Source organism: Bdellovibrio bacteriovorus (genome assembly GCF_041888015.1).
Lineage (GTDB): Bacteria > Bdellovibrionota > Bdellovibrionia > Bdellovibrionales > Bdellovibrionaceae > Bdellovibrio.
Genome location: NZ_CP168968.1, coordinates 3661005 through 3681950, shown reverse-complemented (window position 1 = coordinate 3681950; position 20946 = coordinate 3661005). Strand labels below are relative to the sequence as shown.

Sequence of the window (20946 nt, the reverse complement as noted above, 5' to 3'; positions counted from 1 at the left end):
ACCCAGAATAAAATTTTCTCAGGGTGTTCAATCTCTGAACATTTTAAAGAGAGCGCATGAACTTCAATGCAAACTGAACATTGGCGTTGATGGCTTCAATCTCTTTCATTTGTACAGAGCTGATCAGGCTTTCCACATTCTTTTCCACTTCATCATAAATGTTCGTTCCTTGTGTCTGCTTCGTTGAAGATACATTTTGAATCTGTTCCCAGTCGTATTCAGTCGGCAGTCCGTAACCGGAAGCACCCTTCAGGAAGGCCGCAGGCTGAGAGAACATGTCGCTGATTTCGGTCAAGGCTGTGACAATTTCTTTTTGTCGGGTGGTGATACCTTTTTTTGCAGCTTTCTTTTCTTCCGCCATCACCTGTTCAGTCAGTTGGGCTTTGATGTCGGCCTTCAGGAAGCGATGGGCTCCGTTTTCCAGAAGAACAATCGCGGCAGCTGACTTTGTGCGGGCTTTGCCATCCAGAGCACTGATGCGGGCATAGGCCTTTGCGCGTTGGGCGGCAGGCATCTTCAGGAATTCAAAGAAATCCTTCTGTCCCAAATTCAAAGACTGGCGCAGAACATTGAAGCTCATTTCATAGCGATCTCGGTATGAATCAAAGAGATAACCGTTGTTGATGGCCTGAAGTCGGTTGGAGAACATGCGGTTGTCAGTAATCTTCAGTCGCAATAGCTCTTTTTCCAGACCCATCGGAGTCTTGATGCTGACATCAATCAGGCCTGGGCGGAAGATCGAGCCCTTCATCAGGTTCAAAGACTCCACAGCGCAATTGTTGGATGTGAAGTAGTATCTGCCATCATAAGACCAGTGGGTTTCGATCGTGCGAATGACGAACTGGCGGATTTCATCGCGAGTCAGGTTCATCGGAATGCTGCGCAGATCACGCAATTCTGTTTTGGTATATTCTTCGATCACCTGATTCATCGGTACCAGGAACAAGCGGGATGGATAGTCCCCCGTCAGACCTTTCAGGGTGTTGATTTGAATGCTGTTCACGAAGGCGCGATAAGAAAGAACGATGTGATCGTTCAGATCCTTCAGGCAATCCGGTCCGACAGATTTTCTTTCTGGTGCGCACATGACGATGCGGAACATGGAGTGACCCCAGCCGCTCATCATGGCCTCACCTTCGCCCGCCAGAAGATAGTGAATCTGGTAAATGCGACTTGGGTCAATAGAGCGAAGCGGACTGTTTTTTCCTTTGAAATCCGGAATGACGTAGTTCAAAGGCACCTGACAGCGGCTGTTCGGGAATGGGGTGTGATTAAATTTCGTTCTGAACAGGTGATACAGGGAAGGACGACGGCAGGCATAATCCGGGTCCATCAGGAAGTATTCCATATTCACAGGGAACGATTCATAGGCACTGGTCAGCTCATAGATATCCGGACTGCGATGTTTCATCCAGGATTCATCACTGTCGACGAAACCGGCAATCATAGTGAAATATGGATTTTGGGAATAACTGCGGTACATGTTTTCATACGGTCGGCACTCGGGGCTGGTGCGGCTGCTATTGTCACGCTCTTTCTCGTCTTTACACTGGCGAATCATACGGGCTTCTTCAGCGTCATGTTCATTCAGGCGGTCATAGGCATGAATCGTTTCATGAACAACAGTGGCAAGGATCTCTCGATAGAATGTTTTGTGAGTGCGCTGGGTGGCGGTGGCATTTTTTTCTCCACGCAGGATCTCAGGAACTGCTTTCAAATCAATGCGGATAGATCCCCAGGCCAGTTTCCCTAAAGCATGATCACCATGCTCCTTCAGACTTTCAAAGCGGACTTCCACAGGTTTTTTGAAGGATTGTTTGATGGAAGCAGGCAGCAGGTCTTCTGCTTGTTGCAAAAGAATCTGGGCGTTCTTGCGGAAGGCCTTATCAGAGGGGCCTTTGCTCAGAATGTACTGAAATGCCTGAGCATGGCAGGACATCATCAGCATGGCGGCGATCACAAAACCGGTTTTTTTCATAAGCCCCTCGTTGGCAAAATGACTCAGGTTTTTAAAGCTTCAACAGGGATTTTCAATGCGACAATCGGACCAAGCTCAACGCCCCGTAATTTCGTGTTTGGCAGGTAAAAGTGTCTAAATCTCATAACATAGGGCCTTGGTTGTCATCGCCAAGGGCGACTCATTCTGAGACAGCAAGGTGCAATAAAAAAGGGCCACCCGCGAGGGCAGCCCTTTCTTGAGAAGAGAGGAGGTAACAAATCAGAATCGAAAATTACATTTTCAAGATGCCTTCAGCGATCTCAAGATCGGAAGCTTGAAGTTTCGGGTTTTCAGCGCGGATAGCTTCCAAAGCTTTTTGCAAAGAGATACCACGGATAGCACCATCAGAAGCGATCATCGTTGCCGCATCTTCTTTTGCTTCCAAAACCAATTTCAGTGTTTCACCAGAGATAGATGCGGAAGTTGCAACCACACCACCTGTTGTCATCAAAGGAATCGCAAGAATGGAATCAACTGTGGAAGTTACAGAGGCAGAGTAAACTTGAGAGATCTCAGTTGCTTGAGCAACAGTTGCAGACAGCAACAATGCGATAATCAGGGACTTTTTCATGGAAACTCCTTTAAGTTAAATGGCTTTAATTGCTGAGGACCGCTAATGCAGCAAGGGTGCCAAGGTGTTTCAACATGAGATTTCGGGGGTTTAGGTCAGAAGCGACGCTAAAAATGAAGTCAAAGAGTGTTCACATATTTTTCAGGGACCGCCCAGAAACGGCCCCTGCTGTGATCACTTAAAGAGTTTGCAGGAATTGGATCAGATTGCGTTTGTCTTCGGCAGTCAGGATCTCTTTACCGTCTTTGATAAAGATATCGATGTCATGGCCGGCGTTGCTCATGCCCACACGACGTGTGTCGTACAGGTGCGCACGGGTTTTCCAGTCTTTCGGAGTTTTTGCGCCTACGGGATAGCCCGCGCACTCGAAGTCATAGTCCGTTTTCGTGTTCAGGGCTTCCCCGGAATAATAAGCCACCGGTCTTTGTGCAGCAGGAGTCAAAAGCGCACACAGATTCGGGATGGAGTTGTTGTGCATATAAGGCCAACGCGCCCAGATGCCCACCAGCGGAGGCGGGACATAGCCTTCTTGAGCCTTGATCACGATGCCATTCTTTTTTGAGATCGCCAGATCATTCAGTTGCTCCAGAGATTTCATGCCCAGTCGGCGATGCGGATCGGTGCCGACATTTACGACCGGTGTTTTTTCCTTGTAGTGAACAGAAACTGTTTTTAAGCGTTCAGCAGAGGAAAGAACCAAAGCGTAAGGCAAACTCCAGGCTTTTTCATAGCGCCCATGGCATTTTGCGCAGTTGTTATTAAAGACCTGCTCACCGGCCTTCGCGCGGCCCAGATCAATTTTTTCCGCTGGGTAGAAATCCGTGATGTGCGGAGCCTCAGACGAGAAAACCGCCGTCGTGAGTTCTTTGATGACATCGTCATTGTCCGTCAGCCACTGCTCTAGTTCATGTAGATCCGCGCCACGGCCGATCTCATTCCAGATCAGGTTCGTGAAGATCGGGTTTCCGCTCAGGACACTGCCGTCAGACAGCCAGCGATTTTTGTATTTCAGATTCCACCAGACGGCAGGTTTGGAGTCTGCGGGTTTGTCGTCAAGGTACACATCTGCTCGAGGGAAGCGTTCATGCCAGCCACTGAAGCTGGCATAGGGATCTTTAGCCCGGCGATTCAAGGACAGGCTTACCTGAGCCAGCGACGTATCCAGTCCCAAAGCTATGGGTTTCTTCAAGGAGACGGCTTTCAAATGATCTTTAGCTTCCTCCAGAAGTTTTCGTTCAGCGTTGGTGGCGCCGGAGTATGCTTGGAAAAGATGTGGGTCTATCAAAGGCACCACTTTTTTGGCTTTGATGAAGAACTCGTTGGCTTTCGGGAATCGGTTGGTCATTCCCAAGACTGTTTTCCCGAACAGATTGGAAGAGTGGCAGGCAGCGCAGCTGAACGTAAAGCCCTTGGCGCCATTTCTTTCAATTAAGCCAAAGCCCATCAGCTCATTCGGGCGGATGCCATTTGGATAAGGAACAGCGTAAACACCGCGCTCGGTTTCTTTGGGATATTCATGCAGTCCCAGGTCTTTAAGAACGTCGTTGAAAGTCTTAAAGCCACTAAGGCCTTTCATTATGCTTTGAATCCATTTTCTGAATGGATTGCGCGTGTCCTCTTCCAGCAGGCGACGAACAGGCGCGTAAGGTGGCAACATACCTGTGACAGTGACGGGATAAATTTGAGCGTGGATCTTTCCTTGAGTCTGAAAGTGCAGGAATTCTTCCTGGGACCAGTTGTAGATATTAGCGCGGCCCCCAGCGGGAACCGGTGTTCCTGCGGACCAATCAGGTTCGATGGCGAAAGCGGGAAGGGCGGCGATAACGGTCAGTATTACTAGAGTCAGTTTCATATCTGACCGTTATAGCGGCGAACGGCGAAGAGACAAAGTGATAATCTGGAAATCTCAGTCATTTCCGGGCACTAGGTCCGTCCGCATGAAAAAAAGAAAGGCTACCGTGTCTTAACCAGGTCACGCAGATTGACGTTGTGGGTTCCAGAATAGCCAGACAAAGAAACCAACGCCGTGCCGTTGCTATAGACGGTAATAACATGGCCCGAGTAGCTGCTGTTATAAACGATGCGGTTTCCGGCGCAGATGCCCTGAGCGCAGGTGATCGGCTGACTGAGTGAGCTGAGGGGCACCATGTGAGTTCCGCTGTAGCCTTCGATGGCGACACTTGCCTGACCATTATTGAACACCTGAAGAACGCGGGCGTTCATCGTGTAGTTGTACATCATGTTTGATCCTACGCAGATGCTTTGTGCGCAGTTGAGGGCTCGTGACAACTGAGAGATTGGGACGCTGTGAGTGCCGGCATAGCCCTCAAGAGTGACCAGAGCTTGGCCATTTGCATAGATCTTTAAGATTTGACCTTTGTAAGTGCTGGAGTACATCACGCGTTCACCGACGCAGAATCCACCCGAGCAGCTTAGCACCTTGGCAAGTTGCGAGATCTTTACGAAGTGAAGACCGGCATATCCTTCGATGGCCACTTGGGCTGTTCCAGAGCTATAAATGGCTTTGATGGTGGCCTCATAAGTGCCGCTGTAACGAACGCCCTGACCGACACAGAAGTCATTCAGGCAGTTGACGGATCGGCTAAGTTGAGAAATATCCACGACATGCACGCCGGAATATCCATCCAAAACAACCTGGGCTTTGTTATTAGAGAAGATAGCGCGAATCACGCCCGAGTAAGAGTTGGTATATAGAATATTGAAACCACTGCACAGACCGCCCAGACAGTCTGTTTTGGTGGCGATCTGGCGACGATCCACATCGTGGGTTCCGGTGTAGCCATCCAAGTGCACGCGAACGGTATTTGAATTCAATACCTCGACGATCTGGCCTGTGTAAGTGTTTGAATAAAGAATGGCACTGCCACGGCTGATGGGGGCCGGTCTGCTGTCCTGAGCAACGGAAGGATTCACTGGCGTCGATGGGGCTGCTGGTGTCGACGGGGAACCCGGTGGAGGCGGTGGATTGTGAGGCCGGACTGTTTCGGCAGTTGTTTGTTCAATGACTTTCAGATTCAACTTTGCAATTTCATAGTTGGAAAACGCGCGCAGGTTGGTGTCAGCGGCTCCGCCATAGGATTCAGCCACCAGCTCAATAGAGGTGATCTTTTCACTGAGATTCAAGTTTTCAGAGGTAAGAACGTCACCGGTGTTCAGGACCTGGCTGTTTGTAAACTCCCGAACAGCGATGGATCGTCCGCTTTCGGTGATGACTTTGGCGCTGTGAATTTTCAGGCGCTGGTTATCGACCTTGATTTCAAGACGGTTCAGGATCAGAGCTTTTTGCAAGGTCACCTGATAAAGGGTGCCGCCAGATTTACGCGACATGGAAGTAATGTTCAAAGATCCCGAATACTCCGTTTGAACCGGTGTCACATCCTGATTGGGTGCTGTTGGAGCTGTGGAAACATCAGTGGTGATATCGTCCCAACTGCCTGGATCGGGAAGATCGGTGATGACTTCCGCTTGGGCGATGTTGTGAGCCAGGGATAGCAACGCCATCAAAGAGGCGATTCTAGAACGTTTCATAAATACTCCTAAAAATTGATCAACGTCGGAGCTGTTTCAATATGCGGTCCAAGTATTTTGGGCGTGAAAATCAATTTAATAGAGAATGAGCGGAAGAGATTGTCTTAGAATTAAACAGCCACCAAAAATGGGCAGGATTGATAGAGCCCGGCAGGAAATAAAAAACCCACGACATTTCTGCCGTGGGTTTTTAAAGTGGGATCTAAAAAATTAGAACTACTTTTTCAGCATGGATTGCATAGTCGTACCCATGTCCGCTGGGGAACGGGAGATTTTGCAACCGGCAGCTTCAAGCGCTTTGAACTTCGCTTCAGCTGTGCCTTTGCCGCCGCTGATGATCGCACCAGCGTGACCCATACGCTTACCAGCCGGAGCCGCAGCACCCGCGATGAACGCAGTTACCGGCTTTTTGAAGTGAGCTTTGATGTACTCAGCAGCTTCTTCTTCAGCTGTACCACCGATTTCACCGATCATGATAACGCCGTCTGTGTCTGGATCTTCATTGAACAATTTCAAAACGTCGATGAAGTTTGTGCCATTCACCGGGTCACCACCGATACCCACGCAAGTGGATTGACCGATGCCAAGCGCCGTCAACTGACCCACAGCTTCGTAAGTCAATGTGCCAGAGCGGGAAAGAACACCGATACGGCCGGCTTTGTGGATATGGCCTGGCATGATACCGATTTTGCATTCACCTGGAGTAATAACGCCCGGGCAGTTAGGACCCACCAAGCGAGTGCGTTTACCCTTCATGTATTCTTTTACTTTCACCATGTCCAAAACTGGAATGCCTTCAGTGATACAGATGACAAGATCCAGATCCGCATCAACTGCTTCCATGATGGAGTCCGCTGCGAATGGAGGTGGAACGAAGATCACAGAAGCGTTGCAACCAGTGGCTGCTTTGGCTTCTTTCACAGTGTTGAACACTGGAAGACCGATGTGAGTTGTGCCACCTTTACCCGGAGTCACACCACCAACCATTTTAGTTCCGTAAGCCAATGCCTGCTCAGAGTGGAAAGTCCCTTGAGCACCAGTGAAACCTTGGCAGATAACTTTTGTGTCTTTGTTAATAAGAATTGCCATGTCGCTTATCCTTTAATCGCAGCAACGATCTTTTTAGCTGCATCAGTCAGGTTGTCGGCTGGAGTGATGTTCAAGCCAGACTCTTTCAACATCTTTTTACCCAATTCCACGTTTGTACCTTCAAGGCGAACAACCAATGGAACTTTCAAGCCCAATTCTTTGGACGCCGCGATCACGCCTTCCGCGATGATGTCACATTTCATGATACCACCGAAGATGTTAACCAGGATGCCCTTTACGTTTTTGTCTTTCAGGATGATTTTGAACGCCTCAGTCACTTTCTCTTTGTTAGCGCCGCCGCCAACATCCAGGAAGTTTGCAGGCTCAGCACCGTGCAATTTGATGATGTCCAAAGTCGCCATCGCCAGACCCGCACCGTTCACAAGGCAGCCGATGTTACCATCAAGCTTGATGAACGCAAGGTCGAACTTGGAAGCTTCGATTTCAGAAGGTTCTTCTTCGTTCAAGTCACGCATTTCAACGATGTCTTGATGACGGTAAAGAGAGTTGGAGTCGAAGTTCATTTTCGCATCCAAGCAAAGAACGTCGCCCTCTTTGGTCACAACCAATGGGTTGATTTCAGCGATAGAGCAGTCAGTGGCAATGAAAGCGTTGTAAAGACCGGCGAAGAATTTCACCGCTTTGTTCACGATCGCTGGTTCCATACCGATTTGGAAAGCCAGTTCGCGAGCCTGGAACGGCATCAAACCCACAGTTGGATCGATGTCGACTTTTTTGATCGCGTCTGGATTGTGTTCAGCAACTTCCTCGATATCCATACCACCTTCAGAAGAAGCCATCATAGCGGCTCTGCCAGTCGCACGGTCGATCAAGCAAGCAACGTAGTATTCTTTAGCGATGTTGCAACCTTGCTCGATGAAAACTTTTTGAACAACTTTACCTTCAGGGCCTGTTTGGTGAGTCACCAAAGTCATGCCGATCATTTTTTTGGTGAATTCAGAAACTTCGTCCAGGGACTTTGCAACTTTAACACCGCCGCCTTTACCGCGACCACCGGCGTGGATCTGGGCCTTAACAACCCAAACGCTTCCACCGATTTCTTTTGCCGCAGCAACAGCTTCTTCAGGAGAGTGAGCCAGCTTCCCTTTAAGGGTGGCTACTCCGAACTTTCTCAAGACTTCTTTGGCCTGATACTCATGAATATTCATTTAATAACTCCGATTACTGAACAGTTTTAAGAGCAGATACTAGGGTGCGAACTGCGTCCACAGACTTTTTGAACTCTTCCTGTTCTGCAGGATTCATCTCAAATTTGTGAACTTTTTCGATACCTTTACCACCGATAGTTGCAAGCACGCCAACCATCAGACCTTCGTTAACACCGAATTCACCAGTCAACTCAACAGCAACTGGAAGAACGCGTTTTTGGTCTTTCAAGATTGCTTCAGCCATTTCAACTGCACCGCGTGAAGGAGCGTAGTAAGCAGAACCTGTTTTCAAGTGGCCGCCGATTTCAGCACCGGCTTGTTTTGTTCTTGCAACGATAGCTGCGATTTTGTCTGCAGGCAGAAGCTCTGTCAGAGGAATACCAGCTACAGAAGTGTGACGCACAAGAGGCATCATCGCATCACCGTGGTTACCGATTACGATACCAGTAACGTCTTTAACGGAAACGCCCAGCTCTTCCGCGATGAATGTGCGGTAACGAGCGGAATCAAGGCAGCCGCCCATTCCAAGAACGCGCTCACGAGGGAAGCCCAAGATTTGTTTTGCGTAAACAGCCATAACGTCCATTGGGTTACAAACCACGATCACGAAAGAATTTGGAGCGTATTTTTTTACGCCTTCACAAACGTCTTTAACGATTTTTGCATTGATACCAACAAGCTCATCACGGCTCATGCCTGGCTTGCGTGGCATACCGGCAGTGATGATAACAACATCAGCATCAGCGATATCTTCGTATTTGTTTGTACCTTTGATGTTGGTGTCGAACATCTCGATAGCGGATGCTTGAGCCAAGTCCAAAGACTTTCCGATGGCAGCGCCTTCGTTCACATCAAGAACTACTACGTCTCCAAGTTCTTTTTGAGCTGCCCAGTGAGCAGTAGTTGAACCAACGAATCCCGCACCAATGACGGCGATCTTATTTCTTTTGTGTGCCATTGTAATCTCCTTCAGGCATCAGAGCTTGCAGGACAAGGACCTTGGCGAAGTGGACTTCGCAAGTGCGGTCATTCCCCTACAAGCTCTTAAAATGAATAGAAAAAATAAAAACTTGCGTTCGATGACCCATTCAATATCAAATCGTATTTAGAGACAACACTTACCGCTCGGCGCAGAGGCGCTTGGAGAGAGAATCTGGACCGGAAATGAGCATCATCAGCCTGCAAGACGTCACAGTGAGCTTTGAAGACCATACGGTTTTGAAGTCCATTCACCTGGAAATTCCAGCAGGCGAATCCTTTGTTATTGTCGGTCCCAGCGGGCAGGGGAAAACAACCCTTTTAAAGGTCATGGCGGGTCTTGTAACCCCTCAGAATGGCAAAGTTTTTGTTGAACAAAAGGAATGGATAACGCTAGGCAGAAAAGAGCGTCTTTCTGTGCTTAAAAAAGTGGGTATCCTGTTCCAGAAGAATGCTTTGTTCGATTCTTTGACCTGTGTTCAGAACATCAGCTTTCCTTTGCGGGAAACCACAGAGCTTTCGGACTGGGAAATAACAAAGAAAGCAGAGTATTTCTTGGATGCCGTCGGTATTCCCCATGCCCGTGATTTGTACCCCGATGAAATCAGCGGTGGGATGCAAAAGCGCCTGGGTATTGCCAGAGCACTTGCTCTAGATCCGGAGATCATTTTTTACGATGATCCCACTGCGGGTCTTGACCCCATCACTTCACGAAAAATTATTGAACTTATCTTGAAGTTGAAGAAAGAAAAAGGTTCCACCATTGTTGCCATCACCAACGATATGAATCGGGCTTTCCAGATGGCGGATCGAATCGGTGTGGTGGTCGATCAAGAGTTGATAATCACCGGCAATCCAGAGCAGACCAAGAATCACGCCGATCCTCGAGTGCATCAGTTTGTCAGAGGTCTTTTGCATGGCCCTCTGACAACCACGGCGTAGCTATTTCGCAAAAAACTGCAGGTAAGCAAGTTCCAGGGTAAGCCCTGATATAATCGCTGTAACGATCCAGTTACCTACTTTGTCTCTTGGACTCAGTGATGCCAAGTCATTCTTCGTAATGGGTTGGGTTCCGAGGGAAACCAGGCTGACCGTAAGTGCAACAGCATTTCTAGATTCCGCAGGAACAGCAAAGATCACAATAATCAACAGGGGCTGAATCCACCAATTTAACTTGCGCGAAAGGGAGTTCATTAGTCGTTCCTTTGGATCGGTGTAGAAATTCTGCCAAACTTTTCTTTTAGCATGGTTGGTATGTCTATCTTGGGCTCAAATTCATCATCAAGGCGAACACGTATAGAGTCTTTCTCTTCTTCATCCGGATTGCCGGCGCTTTCTCCATCATTGCCTCCATCGGAATCGTCAGTGTCGTCTTCATCGGAAGGAGGTGCCTTCGGATTGGGCTCCTTTGGTTTCGGCTCTTTCGGTTCTTTGGGTTCTTGTGGTTCTTTGGGTTGGCTAGGCTCCTTTGGTTCTTGTGGCTTGGGACTTTCCTTTGGCGGGGTATCTTTCTTTTGATCTTTGTTGCACTCAGCTGAGGTGACACAGGTGACGCCTCCGAGTACAGCGCCCGTGATGCTGCCCGCCAACTTTACAAACCAAGGTCCGGGAACACCCGCGCCAGCTGTTGCCCCATTAAAGATGTCCGAGGTGCATTTTGTTGTGCAAGCGTTAGAAGAGTAAGCAGCCATATCCATTTTAGAGAACAGGCCACGAGGTCTGTCGTTATCATTGCTTGAGGAGGAGCCGGGCATTGAAGTGTTGCCCCGGCTATTTCTCGGGTTGGCTCCAAGCTGAGACTCGTTGATACGATCATCATTCTGATATGGAGTGCTTGAAACCGGAGGTGAACGCTGAAGTCCGTTGGTTGTCTCGACCTCAGTGCGATTCGTCGATGTACGTTGTGCAAGAGCGCCGAATAGTGAACTTCTGCCAAAGATAGCCTCTGGCATGAAGTCGACATCTTGTCCGAAATTTTGTCGATTAGGAGGGGAGCTTTCCCAGCCCATGCCCAGCGTGCTTTTCATAAACTGCACTAATTCTAAGTCACTTCGATTTGAGAAGTCTTGAAAGCTCTCTCCTTGGATATCCAGAGGTAGCTGGTATCTCTCATGGAGATTTCTAGCAAGACCTGGAGCTACCTGTTGTAGCATGGGATTTAGCATGTGAGCAAACTCGGGTCGGCCAGCTGCATAGGAGACATCCATCAGAGTGAGAAGGGGTTCAACTAAGCCCTTCATAAGGCCCATTCGGTCAACTCGGGAGACTAGAAGTCTTTCGGTGTCATTGGGATTTAGTTCTGGATTCCAAGTCCTTAGGGCAATCGAAAACAGACGGATTGCCTCGGTATGTGATTTTTGGCCAGCTTGAGGGAAGAGATGTTCCAGTCTATTAATAGCTCTTTCTCTCTGATATTCGGCAATATTTCTAACTGGAATTTTTGGATTGCTGAGGGGATGAGATGCATTGGCTGCGAGGGAGGAAAGTATGATAGAAATAGTTAAGGTTATCTGTTTTGTCTTCATAATGGCTCCTTTATGTGGAGCTTTATAAGCGATGATTGTGCCGCCTGTTCGGAGGCGGCAAAGCGCTTATATTCGAGTTGGCGTCCGTCCCCTCCGAGAATTAAGACTAGTTCCAAGAATCCGGAAACCTTCACATTGCCGGTTGACCCGCGATCTTGAGGCCATCTAACATAACTAGGTGATTGAGTTCAAAAACCTCGTGAAAAGATTCGGTACAAGGACGGTTCTCAACGGATTAAATCTGCAAATCCGCGAGGGTGAAATCATCTTTATTCTGGGGACATCTGGGACAGGAAAATCCGTTCTTCTAAAAAATCTTGTAGGTCTGATGACTCCTGATGAAGGTGAAATCTGGATCGACAACGAAGAAGTTTCCAAATTTTCCGAAGAACAATATCTTCCCATTCGCAAAAAATGCGGCATGGTCTTTCAGCATCCGGCGCTTTTTGACTCTTTAAGTGTTTATGAAAATGTCGCCTTTGGGCTTCGCCGCCATTATCAACTTTCTGAAGAAGTCATTCGTGCCAAAGTGACAAAGGCTCTAAGTCTGGTGAACCTGCACGGTGTGGAAAAAAAGCGTCCCGCACAAATCTCCTACGGAATGCAAAAGCGTGTCAGTCTTGCCAGAACTGTGGCGCTGGAGCCGCGAATTCTTCTTTTTGATGAGCCCACGACAGGTCTTGATCCCGTCACAACCACGGCGGTGAATCAGCTGATTCTGGATCTGTCGCGTGAGCTGAAGACCACTTCTTTGGTCGTCAGCCATGATATGAATTGTGCTTTGGCGATTGCGGATCGAATCGTGGTTTTGGATAAAGGTTCGATTGTTGCTTTGGGAACACCTGATGAACTCAAAAAATCAGATCATCCTCTGGTAAAAGACTTTTTGGCAGAGGTGTTGGAAGCATGACAACGGTAATATCCCTCTTGGATCAGATGGGCGGAACATTGATGTTCCTTCAGAAGATTCTGCGCACGATCTTTTTCAAGAAATTAAAAACCCACGAAATATTTGAGCAGATCTGGAAAGTCACCGTGGACAGCTTTCCCACCACGGCGATGGCGGGTTTTTTTGTGGGTGCAATTATGACGGTTCAGTTCGGATTGCAGTTAAAAGAATTCGGAGCTTTGGGATATCTGGGGGCCTTGGCCACCAGTGGAACCTTCCGTGAAATCGGTCCTTTGTTGATCGCCTTCATGCTTAGTGGAAAAGTCGGGGCCTTTACTTCGGCAGAGCTGGGAACCATGAAAGTGACTGAGCAGATTGATGCCGTTCGCTGTCTGGGAGCCGATCCATTGCAGGAAATCATTGTCCCGCGTTTTATTGGAATCATTGTCGCCAGCTTTTTCCTGCTGGCAGCGGGTTTGGCGATGTCTGTTTTCGGTGGAATTCTGATGGGGGAACTCTTCGCCGGTGTGAACTATGAGGAATATCTTCGTCATGTGCCTTTGATCGTCAGTCCGGTTTCTATTCTGACAGGTCTGATTAAATGCGGCACTTTTGCCCTGGTTTTGGCGACGGTCTGCACATATCAGGGGTATTCCACTTCCGGTGGGGCTAAAGGTGTGGGCCGCTCGGTGGTTACTACGGCAGTCACAACGATGGTTTGCATTGTGGTGATGGACTGGATGACCAGTTTTATTGGTGACATCATTCTGACGATGATTCGAGGTTACAGACCATGATTGCACTGATTGCAGAGACAATGACCGGTCTATTTACTCCGCCATTCCGTCGCAAGGAGTTCTTTCAGCAACTTTATTTCGTAGGCAATAAAAGCCTGGTGATTGTGGTCTTCTGCGTGTGTTTTGCCGCGGTTGTGACCATTCTGGAATCCTCTTTCCATATGAAGATGGTCATTCAAAATGATTCGATGGTGCCGGGTTTTGCGGCTCTGTTAATTTTGCGTGAATTGGGGGCCATCGTCAGTGCCTTATTGCTCAGTTCTCGTGTGGGTGCGGGGTATGCCTCTGAAGTCGGCTCCATGCAGATCACGGAACAGATTGATGCTCTTAAAATGCTGGGAATTGATCCCGTGAACTATCTGGTTGTGCCGCGTTTTTTGGCCTGCATTCTGGGCGGCATGATGATCACGATCGTGGCCAATATGGCCTGTATTTTCTCAGCTATGGCAGTCAGTCAGCTTTATCTTGGCTACACACCTTCGATGTTCCTGACTTCCATGCAAAGATTCGTGGATTTCAAGGATCTGATCTTCGCAATGATCAAAGGCGCTTGTTTTGGCGCCGTGATTCCTCTGGTCGCTTGCTATTTCGGATTCCGATGTCAGCAAGGGGCCGAAGGTGTCGGAAGAGCAACGACAAATACGGTGGTCGTGTCTTCTATTGCTATCATTGTGATTGATTTTATTTTGTCCTATACTTTTAGTTATCTTTATTAGGGGAACGTATGAAGGTTGAAACCAAGGTCGGTTTATTGGCTCTCGTCTCAGCAATATTGGTTGTGGTCTTTGCCTATTTTATGGGATTTATCTCTCCGTTCTCCAACACCAAAGAACTTAATGTCATGTACAATTATGCCGGCGGTATCGAGGAAGGTTCCCCGGTTCGGGTCATGGGTATTAAAGTGGGCAAAGTGAAAGCCATCACTTTTGATCCGGGTTATAAATCCACAGAAGGTGAAGAGGTCAAACTGCGCCTGACGATCACCATCGATAAGAAAGCCTGGACCAGTGTCCGGAAAGATTCCAAATTCTTCATCAACCTGGCTGGTGTGATCGGGGAAAAATTCCTGGAAATCTCTCCGGGTTCTGTAGATTCCGGTGAATTATCTTCTGGTGACTATGTTCGTGGTGAAGATCCTCCGCGCGTGGATCAATTGATCTCTCAAGGTTACGGTCTGGCTGGAAAAATCATCGAGCTGGTGGAAAAGAATGAAGGCTCTGTGACCAGTATGATTCAACAATTGAATCAATTGACCACGAACTTCAACAAGACGCTGGTGCTTTTGGACAAGACGACCAAGAACAAAGAAATGGCAAGATTGCTTGATAATGCGATCAAAATCAGCGATGACGTGGCATATTTGACAGGAAAAATGAGATCGAAGAAGGCAGAAGAGACTTATGAGTTGGTTCATAAGCTTCTTTTCAGGCTGGAGCCTTTGGATGGTCCGACCATCCGCAAGTTCTTGCAGCAAGAAGGTGTAAAAGCCCGCGTTTTCTAAGATCTCCGCATCAAAGGGAGGTCCTATGTTAAAAATATCTATCCGCCAAGTGGCGATGGCAGCCGTATTCTTCGCGGCGACTCATGCTCAAGCCGAAGTTTTTCTGGGTGCGGACTCCAAATCAATTAACACAAAAGCGCGCTCCATTGAGACTGACTATGTCCAGGGAATGCGCGATGAACGCCTGGGTAACACCTATTCTTCCACCCTGAACATGCGTGATAAGCTCAAAGTGGGTGCGGGACTGTCTGTTGGCGGCGCTTTGGGAACATTGGGTTTCAACATGGAGTTGAATATCGAAGATGCTGACGGAGCGTTGGCTGGCTTCGGAACAGGCCATGGTTATAACTCTTTCCAATTGGCGTGGAAGCATGCTTTTGAAGGGGATTACTTGGCACCTTATATGACGGCTGGATATTCCCGCTGGTATAATTCCAACGGAAGTACGTCCGCCGCCACAGAATCCGGAATTCTGGACCGTGTTTTGACCGCTGAAGAGAAAAGAACAGGTCGTTTTGGCACAGATTTTGTGAATGCAGCATTCGGCCTTCAATATAATCAGCTTTCAGGCGATTTCCGCGGGGTTTCGATCTACGGAGAACTCATGTCCATGTACGAAGTGAAAAGATCTGTGTTGCTGCCAACAGGCGCCATAGGCGCCCTCTACTACTTCTAAGCCGGTTGGTGAAAAGGGCCCATCCACTTCGTTGTCGGGCCTTTTACTTCTCTCCGACGTGCTTGGAGCACGCCTCCGTTTCGTAAAAAACCCTCCGCCTCGCGGCTGAACCCTTTTGACCAACCTTGATTTTCGGGTTGGTCTTTTTGTTTCTGGCTTTCGCTTCGCGAGTCGCTGGTGCTGCTTGCTTTGCAAGTCGCTTCTTGGGGAATCTTTTATTTTTTCTTTTGAATTCAGAAAGACTTTTTATCTGTCAGGAAAAAATTCTGTCGACGGGAAAATGGCTCTGGTGGCGGGTTTCAGGGCATAAAAAAACCCCAGAGTTTCCTCTGGGGTTTAGTTTTAGAACTAAAAACTAGTTCCTAAGAAAAACTACTTAGCAGCTTTCTTAGTAGCTTTTTTAGTAGCTTTCTTAGCTACTTTTTTTGTAGCTTTTTTAGCTACTTTTTTAGTAGTAGTTTTTTTAGCTGCTTTCTTAGTAGCTTTTTTTGCTGCTTTCTTTGCCATGTGCTCCTCCTAGGATGCAAACGTTGTTGTTGTTTCTTAACTTACAAAACTTTACTTACTTTAAGTCTTCCCAATTCGACCAGCGCCGTCAACAAAAAATTTACCTTGCATATTTTTTGCGAGCATTCGTGTTCGTGGAGGTGCCCTTTGCTCATCGTTTTTTCGATTTCGCTGCTCGGACATGCGCTCGTTAGCCGAATACTTTCATCAGTGGCGCGGGATTTTGCATTCTCTCAACACTGGGTTCGATCTTTTTCGATCATGAACTTGGTTGTGATCTGCTTTTTCACCGCGTGTGCTGCCTCAACACCCACCTTGCTCTGGCTTTTCATCGGCATTCTTTGGATAACTTTAAAGTTTTTTCCCAAGATTTTGCGTTTTTTCCTGATTCGACGATTGCAAGGCGCGCTGATTCCGCTGCTTGATTGCGTGATTCTGGGTTTGCAAACGGGAAAATCTTTCCGCTCGTCGCTTCATGCGGGCATCGAATCACAAAGTGGTTGGGTGCGTTTGCAGTTGCTGGAGGTTTTTGAATCTTTGCAACAGTCGGAAGAAGCCATCGGCGTGAAATCCGCTCTGCTCAAGGGTTTTCAGGCGGAGCTGCGGGATATAGATCGCTCGCAAAACCGCTGTTTGGATCAAGTAAAGGCGCTTCGTAGGCACTATAAGATGCTTGAAGATTTTCGACGTAGGTCCGGACAAGTAAGTCAGCAGATCAAGATGCAGGCGATAATTGTCACCGCCCTTTACCTCGCGCTTTTTGTCTTTGTAATTACGCAATTTGGATTTCAAAAACATAAAAATCTGCTGCTCGGTTCCACATTTGTGTTCGTGGCGGGCTTATTTTTCATCTTTTATATCGGTCGGAGGATGAAATGGAAGGTGTAGCGCCCCCATTAAAGCTTTTGTTGGACGTAAAACGCGCGGTGGAACGCGGTCAATCCGTGCGCCAAGGTGTTTTAAGCTATCTAAAAAACGAAAAGGACGATTTGGCGCCGGTGGTGGCGCAGTGGCTCGCACTTTTACAACAAGGACAGGACACCAAAGAGTGCCTGATGCAGCTTTCTTCGCTGTATCGGCGCAGTTTGTTGCAGATTTTGGAGCGGGGACTGCGCGGGGAGGCGGTTTATACCGTACTTTTGCAGCTTGAAACAGAATTGGTGGAGGCCTGTCAGGAGGAAATATCAAATAAAGTTGCACGGTTGCCGTTTATTCTGCTGATTCCTCTGTTGCTCTTTCAGTTTCCCGCCTTTCTGATGCTCCTTTTTGGTCCGCTTCTTCAAAATTTTTTTCACTCTTTGGGAGGGGGGTGATAGAGTGCCTTTTGTTGGAGGATTCCTATGGCTCAGGCTGACAAAAAGCAAGCTGCCCTTGAAAAACTGGTGGATGAGTTGATGAAAGATCAACCCAGTCGTCAGCTCGTCAAGCAGCTCACGACAGAGCTTGGAATGCCTTACTCCTTGGACCCAATGACTCAAATCAATACGGTTCTGCAGTCCATGAACACAGTCTATCTTCGTTCCAACAGAAGAAGAGACTTAGAAAGATAGTTCCCATGTCACATATTTATGGTTCGATTCTGGAAGCGATCGGCAACACCCCGATGGTGCGTTTGAATAACGTTACAAAGGGCTCCAAACACACTTATTTCGCCAAGGTGGAATACTTCAACCCGGGCGGCAGCATTAAAGACCGCGTGGCCGTGGCGATGATCGAAGAAGCTGAAAAACGTGGTCAACTGAAGCCTGGTGGAACCATTGTTGAAGCCACTTCCGGAAATACGGGCGTGGGCCTGGCTTTGGCCGCATCTGTAAAAGGTTATAAATGCATTTTTGTGATGCCAGAAAAAATGAGCGATGAAAAAAGAGCTATTTTGCGTGCCTATGGCGCCAAAGTTGTCATCACTCCGATGGTGGCGCCGGAAGATCCGCTGAGCCATTATTCCGTGTCAAAAAAGATCGCCGATGAAACTCCGGGAGCGTTCCTGGTGAATCAATTCCATAACCCTGACAACCCTGAGCGTCACTATCGCACCACAGGTCCAGAAATCTGGAAGCAGATGGATGGAAAAGTGGACATGGTCGTGGGTGGTGCGGGTACGGGTGGAACACTTTCCGGTATCGCACGCTATGTGAAAGAAATGAATCCACAGGTCAAAGCGATCTGTGCAGATCCCATCGGAAGCATCCTTTATGATCTGTACTACCATAAAAAGATCGTTGATCCACCGGGCTCTTATAAAGTGGAGGGTGTCGGCGAGGACATGCTCCCTGACAACGTTCATTTGAATATCTATGACGGCTTTGAACGTGTTTCCGATCCCGAGGCTTTCGCGATGACTCGCCGTTTGGTGGCTGAAGAAGGTCTGCTGGTCGGTCCATCCAGCGCTTTGGCCTTGGTAGGAGCGATGAAAGCCGCTGAAAAACTGGAAAAACCTTCCAACATCGTGGTGATCTTCCCGGATAGCGGTCGCGCTTATCTGAGCAAGGCTTTCAACGACAAGTGGATGGTTGAAAACGAATTCCTGACTGATGCTGACATGAAAAACGCCTTCAACCGCGTGGTTTCTGCCGAAGAAGCCCTGGCTGATCTTAAAAAATAATAGAGTAGGTGAATGATATGAAAAAAATGAACGACAACCTTGGTTTTTCCACTCGTGCGATTCATGCCGGACAAGCTCCGGATCCTTCAACTGGCGCCATTATGACGCCGGTTTATTTGACCTCGACTTACGTACAAGAATCTCCGGGTGTTCACAAGGGCTGGGAATATTCCCGCACGCACAATCCAACTCGTCATGCTTATGAAAGCTGTATGGCAAGTCTTGAAGGCGGCAAACATGGTTTTGCGTTTTCTTCTGGTTGCGCGGCAACGACAACTGTTTTGCACCTTCTCAAAGGTGGCGATCATGTGATTGCCATGGATGACATGTACGGCGGCACTTTCCGTCTGTTTGACAAAATTCTTAAGCATGACGGTATGGAGTTTTCATTCGTTGATCTGACGAAGGTTGAAAACTTTGAAAAAGCCGTAAAACCAAACACCAAACTGGTATGGCTGGAAACTCCGACCAATCCGACTTTGAAATTGGTTGATATCAAAAAAATCGCAGCCATCGCAAAGGCCAAAGGTATTCTGGTGGCGGTTGATAACACCTTCATGAGCCCGTACTTCCAAAGACCTTTGGAGCTGGGTGCGGATATCGTGGTTCATTCTGCGACGAAATACATCGGCGGCCACAGTGATACTGTCGGTGGTATGGTCGTTGTATCCCGCGCGGATCTGGCAGAAAGAATGGCGTTCCTAAGCAACGGTATCGGTGCGACTCAAGGGGCGTTTGATTCCTTCATGTTCCTGAGAAGTTTGAAAACATTGCCACTTCGTATGAAGGCCCATCAGGAAAATGCCATGGCGATTGCGAAGTTCTTGGAAGGACATCCAAAAGTGGACAAGGTCATCTATCCGGGTCTGGAAAGTCATCCTCAGCATGCTTTGGCGAAAGAACAAATGCATGGTTTCGGTGGAATGATCACTTTCTACATCAAAGGGGGCCTGGATTCGGCTCGTAAGTTCCTGGAAAACGTGAATGTCTTTTCGTTGGCAGAGAGTTTGGGTGGGGTCGAGTCCCTGATCGAGCATCCGGCGATTATGACGCACGCCTCCGTTCCGCCTGAAAACCGCAAGGCTTTGGGGATCGACGACTCCCTGATCCGCCTTTCTGTAGGGGTTGAGGATCTGAACGACCTGATTGCCGATCTTAAAACTGCTTTTGATAAGGCATAACTGTTGACATGCAGGGGGCCAATAGATAAACCTTTGGTCTCTTTGAATTCCAGTGGCTTGGTAGCTCAGTTGGTAGAGCAGAGGACTGAAAATCCTTGTGTCGGCGGTTCAATTCCGTCTCAAGCCACCATTTTTCTAAAAAGTTCGAAGCAACAAAACCCGCTCATAAAGCGGGTTTTTTCGTTTCTGAAGCCTGATTTCCCAGGCGTTTTTTTAAGTGAAATAAATCAGCAGACACAGATACTGCAGGGCGGTTCCGCCCATCACGCAAACGTGCCATACGCCGTGGCCGTGTTTGATGCGTTCATCATTCAGGAAGAAGATCATGCCGATGCCATAGCTGATGAAGCCTGCGATAATCATCGCAAAACCTATTGGGGGAATCGCATCCATCAGATACTTGATAAATGGGAAGATCGTCACCGCCATGGTTGAATACAACAAGAGCGAAGGCAGGCGGTTTTTTGGATTTAAAAGCTCCCAAAAAATTCCCACCAATGCCAGAGACCAGACGACTCCCAGAATCACCCAACCCAAAGTTCCGCGCAATGCCAGCAGGGCATACGGAGTATAACCCCCGGCGATCTTCAGATAGATGCCGATATAGTCCAGACGGCGATACAGTTTTTTGCGCTCGCCGCGAGTGCCATGATAGATGGTGGAAATGCAGTAAAGACCCACGGTACAGACTGCATACACGCCGAAGCTGAAGATCTTCCAGGTGTCGTGTTTGGTGGCGGCAAGCCCCAGCAGCAGAGCACACCCGATCAGCGCTAGTAATGCTCCGATGGCGTGGGTGACGACATTGAGCTTTTCTCCGTGTTCAATTTTCTGAATCATTGCTGCAAAACTTTCTCTTAGAGCTTTTAGTTTAGCTTAAGAGATCTGCAGGGCTGCAGTAAAAATGAAAGCG

At 48.1% G+C, this 20946-nt stretch carries 22 protein-coding genes and 1 tRNA gene; 12 read left to right on the top strand and 11 right to left on the bottom strand.

The annotated features are described in order from the left end of the window. Positions 1-43 precede the first annotated feature (43 nt). The 7 genes from ACES2G_RS17585 to mdh form a co-directional block, all read right to left on the bottom strand. Positions 44-1978, bottom strand: a complete 1935-nt coding sequence (locus tag ACES2G_RS17585) for a DUF4105 domain-containing protein (protein ID WP_374000895.1) — start codon at positions 1976-1978, stop codon at positions 44-46. Between the two features lie 253 nt (positions 1979-2231). After that, complete coding sequence (locus tag ACES2G_RS17580; protein ID WP_262555234.1) at positions 2232-2570, bottom strand: DUF2388 domain-containing protein; 339 nt, start codon at positions 2568-2570, stop codon at positions 2232-2234. A 178-nt stretch (positions 2571-2748) separates the two neighbouring features. Continuing rightward, on the bottom strand, positions 2749-4422 hold the full coding sequence (locus ACES2G_RS17575; protein WP_374000894.1) for a hypothetical protein: 1674 nt from the start codon (positions 4420-4422) through the stop codon (positions 2749-2751). 101 nt (positions 4423-4523) lie between these two features. Further along, positions 4524-6119 (bottom strand): beta-sandwich domain-containing protein, encoded by a 1596-nt coding sequence (locus ACES2G_RS17570; protein ID WP_374000892.1) that lies wholly within the window; start codon positions 6117-6119, stop codon positions 4524-4526. A gap of 216 nt (positions 6120-6335) precedes the next feature. Beyond that, entirely contained in the window at positions 6336-7208 is an 873-nt protein-coding gene (gene sucD / locus ACES2G_RS17565) for a succinate--CoA ligase subunit alpha (protein WP_374000891.1), read from the bottom strand. Between the two features lie 5 nt (positions 7209-7213). Beyond that, positions 7214-8377 (bottom strand): ADP-forming succinate--CoA ligase subunit beta, encoded by a 1164-nt coding sequence (sucC, locus tag ACES2G_RS17560; protein ID WP_374000890.1) that lies wholly within the window; start codon positions 8375-8377, stop codon positions 7214-7216. Positions 8378-8390: 13 nt separating this feature from the next. Then, positions 8391-9335 (bottom strand): malate dehydrogenase, encoded by a 945-nt coding sequence (gene mdh, locus ACES2G_RS17555; RefSeq protein ID WP_374000889.1) that lies wholly within the window; start codon positions 9333-9335, stop codon positions 8391-8393. 206 nt (positions 9336-9541) lie between these two features. Here mdh and ACES2G_RS17550 point away from each other — a divergent pair, with 206 nt between their 5' ends. Beyond that, a complete protein-coding gene (locus tag ACES2G_RS17550) occupies positions 9542-10297 on the top strand; it encodes an ABC transporter ATP-binding protein (protein ID WP_374000887.1) in 756 nt (251 codons plus the stop codon). Here ACES2G_RS17550 and ACES2G_RS17545 read toward each other — a convergent pair whose 3' ends face one another. Together ACES2G_RS17545 and ACES2G_RS17540 are read right to left on the bottom strand one after the other, a co-directional pair. Beyond that, on the bottom strand, positions 10298-10549 hold the full coding sequence (locus ACES2G_RS17545; RefSeq protein WP_374000886.1) for a hypothetical protein: 252 nt from the start codon (positions 10547-10549) through the stop codon (positions 10298-10300). Further along, positions 10549-11880 (bottom strand): hypothetical protein, encoded by a 1332-nt coding sequence (locus tag ACES2G_RS17540; protein ID WP_374000884.1) that lies wholly within the window; start codon positions 11878-11880, stop codon positions 10549-10551. The genes ACES2G_RS17545 and ACES2G_RS17540 overlap by 1 nt, the downstream gene beginning before the upstream one ends. A 199-nt stretch (positions 11881-12079) precedes the next feature. Here ACES2G_RS17540 and ACES2G_RS17535 point away from each other — a divergent pair, with 199 nt between their 5' ends. From ACES2G_RS17535 to ACES2G_RS17515, 5 genes are read left to right on the top strand one after another with little or no spacing between them, the layout of a single operon-like run. Next, a complete protein-coding gene (locus ACES2G_RS17535) occupies positions 12080-12790 on the top strand; it encodes an ABC transporter ATP-binding protein (protein ID WP_374000883.1) in 711 nt (236 codons plus the stop codon). Continuing rightward, positions 12787-13566 (top strand): ABC transporter permease, encoded by a 780-nt coding sequence (locus ACES2G_RS17530; protein ID WP_347355822.1) that lies wholly within the window; start codon positions 12787-12789, stop codon positions 13564-13566. Before ACES2G_RS17535 ends, ACES2G_RS17530 begins: the two co-directional genes overlap by 4 nt. Then, entirely contained in the window at positions 13563-14282 is a 720-nt protein-coding gene (locus ACES2G_RS17525; protein WP_347355824.1) for an ABC transporter permease, read from the top strand. The genes ACES2G_RS17530 and ACES2G_RS17525 overlap by 4 nt, the downstream gene beginning before the upstream one ends. Positions 14283-14290: 8 nt before the next feature. Beyond that, complete coding sequence (locus ACES2G_RS17520) at positions 14291-15067, top strand: MlaD family protein (protein ID WP_347355825.1); 777 nt, start codon at positions 14291-14293, stop codon at positions 15065-15067. A gap of 25 nt (positions 15068-15092) precedes the next feature. Continuing rightward, on the top strand, positions 15093-15743 hold the full coding sequence (locus tag ACES2G_RS17515; RefSeq protein WP_374000882.1) for a hypothetical protein: 651 nt from the start codon (positions 15093-15095) through the stop codon (positions 15741-15743). Between the two features lie 372 nt (positions 15744-16115). Here the strand turns inward: ACES2G_RS17515 and ACES2G_RS17510 are convergent, their stop codons facing one another. Beyond that, a complete protein-coding gene (locus ACES2G_RS17510) occupies positions 16116-16250 on the bottom strand; it encodes a hypothetical protein (protein WP_374000881.1) in 135 nt (44 codons plus the stop codon). Positions 16251-16397: 147 nt separating this feature from the next. Here ACES2G_RS17510 and ACES2G_RS17505 point away from each other — a divergent pair, with 147 nt between their 5' ends. The 6 genes from ACES2G_RS17505 to ACES2G_RS17480 all read left to right on the top strand — a co-directional run bounded on the left by ACES2G_RS17505 (position 16398) and on the right by ACES2G_RS17480 (position 20163). Beyond that, complete coding sequence (locus tag ACES2G_RS17505; RefSeq protein ID WP_347355830.1) at positions 16398-17138, top strand: hypothetical protein; 741 nt, start codon at positions 16398-16400, stop codon at positions 17136-17138. After that, on the top strand, positions 17126-17563 hold the full coding sequence (locus ACES2G_RS17500; protein WP_347355832.1) for a hypothetical protein: 438 nt from the start codon (positions 17126-17128) through the stop codon (positions 17561-17563). Before ACES2G_RS17505 ends, ACES2G_RS17500 begins: the two co-directional genes overlap by 13 nt. 27 nt (positions 17564-17590) lie before the next feature. Continuing rightward, on the top strand, positions 17591-17800 hold the full coding sequence (locus ACES2G_RS17495; protein WP_262555249.1) for a hypothetical protein: 210 nt from the start codon (positions 17591-17593) through the stop codon (positions 17798-17800). A gap of 5 nt (positions 17801-17805) precedes the next feature. Further along, positions 17806-18852, top strand: coding sequence for a cysteine synthase family protein (locus ACES2G_RS17490; protein ID WP_347355834.1), 1047 nt, complete (start codon positions 17806-17808; stop codon positions 18850-18852). Positions 18853-18869: 17 nt separating this feature from the next. Then, positions 18870-20033 (top strand): cystathionine gamma-synthase, encoded by a 1164-nt coding sequence (locus ACES2G_RS17485; protein ID WP_347355835.1) that lies wholly within the window; start codon positions 18870-18872, stop codon positions 20031-20033. A gap of 54 nt (positions 20034-20087) precedes the next feature. Further along, positions 20088-20163: transfer RNA gene (locus tag ACES2G_RS17480), tRNA-Phe, on the top strand. An 83-nt stretch (positions 20164-20246) separates the two neighbouring features. Here the strand turns inward: ACES2G_RS17480 and ACES2G_RS17475 are convergent. Then, on the bottom strand, positions 20247-20873 hold the full coding sequence (locus ACES2G_RS17475) for a hemolysin III family protein (protein ID WP_347355836.1): 627 nt from the start codon (positions 20871-20873) through the stop codon (positions 20247-20249). Between the last annotated feature and the right edge of the window lie 73 nt (positions 20874-20946).

Bases quoted from the DNA above. Each gene is read 5' to 3' on its own strand.
- ACES2G_RS17585 (WP_374000895.1), bottom strand. From the start codon at position 1,978: ATGAAAAAAACCGGTTTTGTGATCGCCGCCATGCTGATGATGTCCTGC.
- ACES2G_RS17580 (WP_262555234.1), bottom strand. From the start codon at position 2,570: ATGAAAAAGTCCCTGATTATCGCATTGTTGCTGTCTGCAACTGTTGCT.
- ACES2G_RS17575 (WP_374000894.1), bottom strand. From the start codon at position 4,422: ATGAAACTGACTCTAGTAATACTGACCGTTATCGCCGCCCTTCCCGCT.
- ACES2G_RS17570 (WP_374000892.1), bottom strand. From the start codon at position 6,119: ATGAAACGTTCTAGAATCGCCTCTTTGATGGCGTTGCTATCCCTGGCT.
- sucD (WP_374000891.1), bottom strand. From the start codon at position 7,208: ATGGCAATTCTTATTAACAAAGACACAAAAGTTATCTGCCAAGGTTTC.
- sucC (WP_374000890.1), bottom strand. From the start codon at position 8,377: ATGAATATTCATGAGTATCAGGCCAAAGAAGTCTTGAGAAAGTTCGGA.
- mdh (WP_374000889.1), bottom strand. From the start codon at position 9,335: ATGGCACACAAAAGAAATAAGATCGCCGTCATTGGTGCGGGATTCGTT.
- ACES2G_RS17550 (WP_374000887.1), top strand. From the start codon at position 9,542: ATGAGCATCATCAGCCTGCAAGACGTCACAGTGAGCTTTGAAGACCAT.
- ACES2G_RS17545 (WP_374000886.1), bottom strand. From the start codon at position 10,549: ATGAACTCCCTTTCGCGCAAGTTAAATTGGTGGATTCAGCCCCTGTTG.
- ACES2G_RS17540 (WP_374000884.1), bottom strand. From the start codon at position 11,880: ATGAAGACAAAACAGATAACCTTAACTATTTCTATCATACTTTCCTCC.
- ACES2G_RS17530 (WP_347355822.1), top strand. From the start codon at position 12,787: ATGACAACGGTAATATCCCTCTTGGATCAGATGGGCGGAACATTGATG.
- ACES2G_RS17525 (WP_347355824.1), top strand. From the start codon at position 13,563: ATGATTGCACTGATTGCAGAGACAATGACCGGTCTATTTACTCCGCCA.
- ACES2G_RS17520 (WP_347355825.1), top strand. From the start codon at position 14,291: ATGAAGGTTGAAACCAAGGTCGGTTTATTGGCTCTCGTCTCAGCAATA.
- ACES2G_RS17515 (WP_374000882.1), top strand. From the start codon at position 15,093: ATGTTAAAAATATCTATCCGCCAAGTGGCGATGGCAGCCGTATTCTTC.
- ACES2G_RS17510 (WP_374000881.1), bottom strand. From the start codon at position 16,250: ATGGCAAAGAAAGCAGCAAAAAAAGCTACTAAGAAAGCAGCTAAAAAA.
- ACES2G_RS17500 (WP_347355832.1), top strand. From the start codon at position 17,126: ATGGAAGGTGTAGCGCCCCCATTAAAGCTTTTGTTGGACGTAAAACGC.
- ACES2G_RS17495 (WP_262555249.1), top strand. From the start codon at position 17,591: ATGGCTCAGGCTGACAAAAAGCAAGCTGCCCTTGAAAAACTGGTGGAT.
- ACES2G_RS17490 (WP_347355834.1), top strand. From the start codon at position 17,806: ATGTCACATATTTATGGTTCGATTCTGGAAGCGATCGGCAACACCCCG.
- ACES2G_RS17485 (WP_347355835.1), top strand. From the start codon at position 18,870: ATGAAAAAAATGAACGACAACCTTGGTTTTTCCACTCGTGCGATTCAT.
- ACES2G_RS17475 (WP_347355836.1), bottom strand. From the start codon at position 20,873: ATGATTCAGAAAATTGAACACGGAGAAAAGCTCAATGTCGTCACCCAC.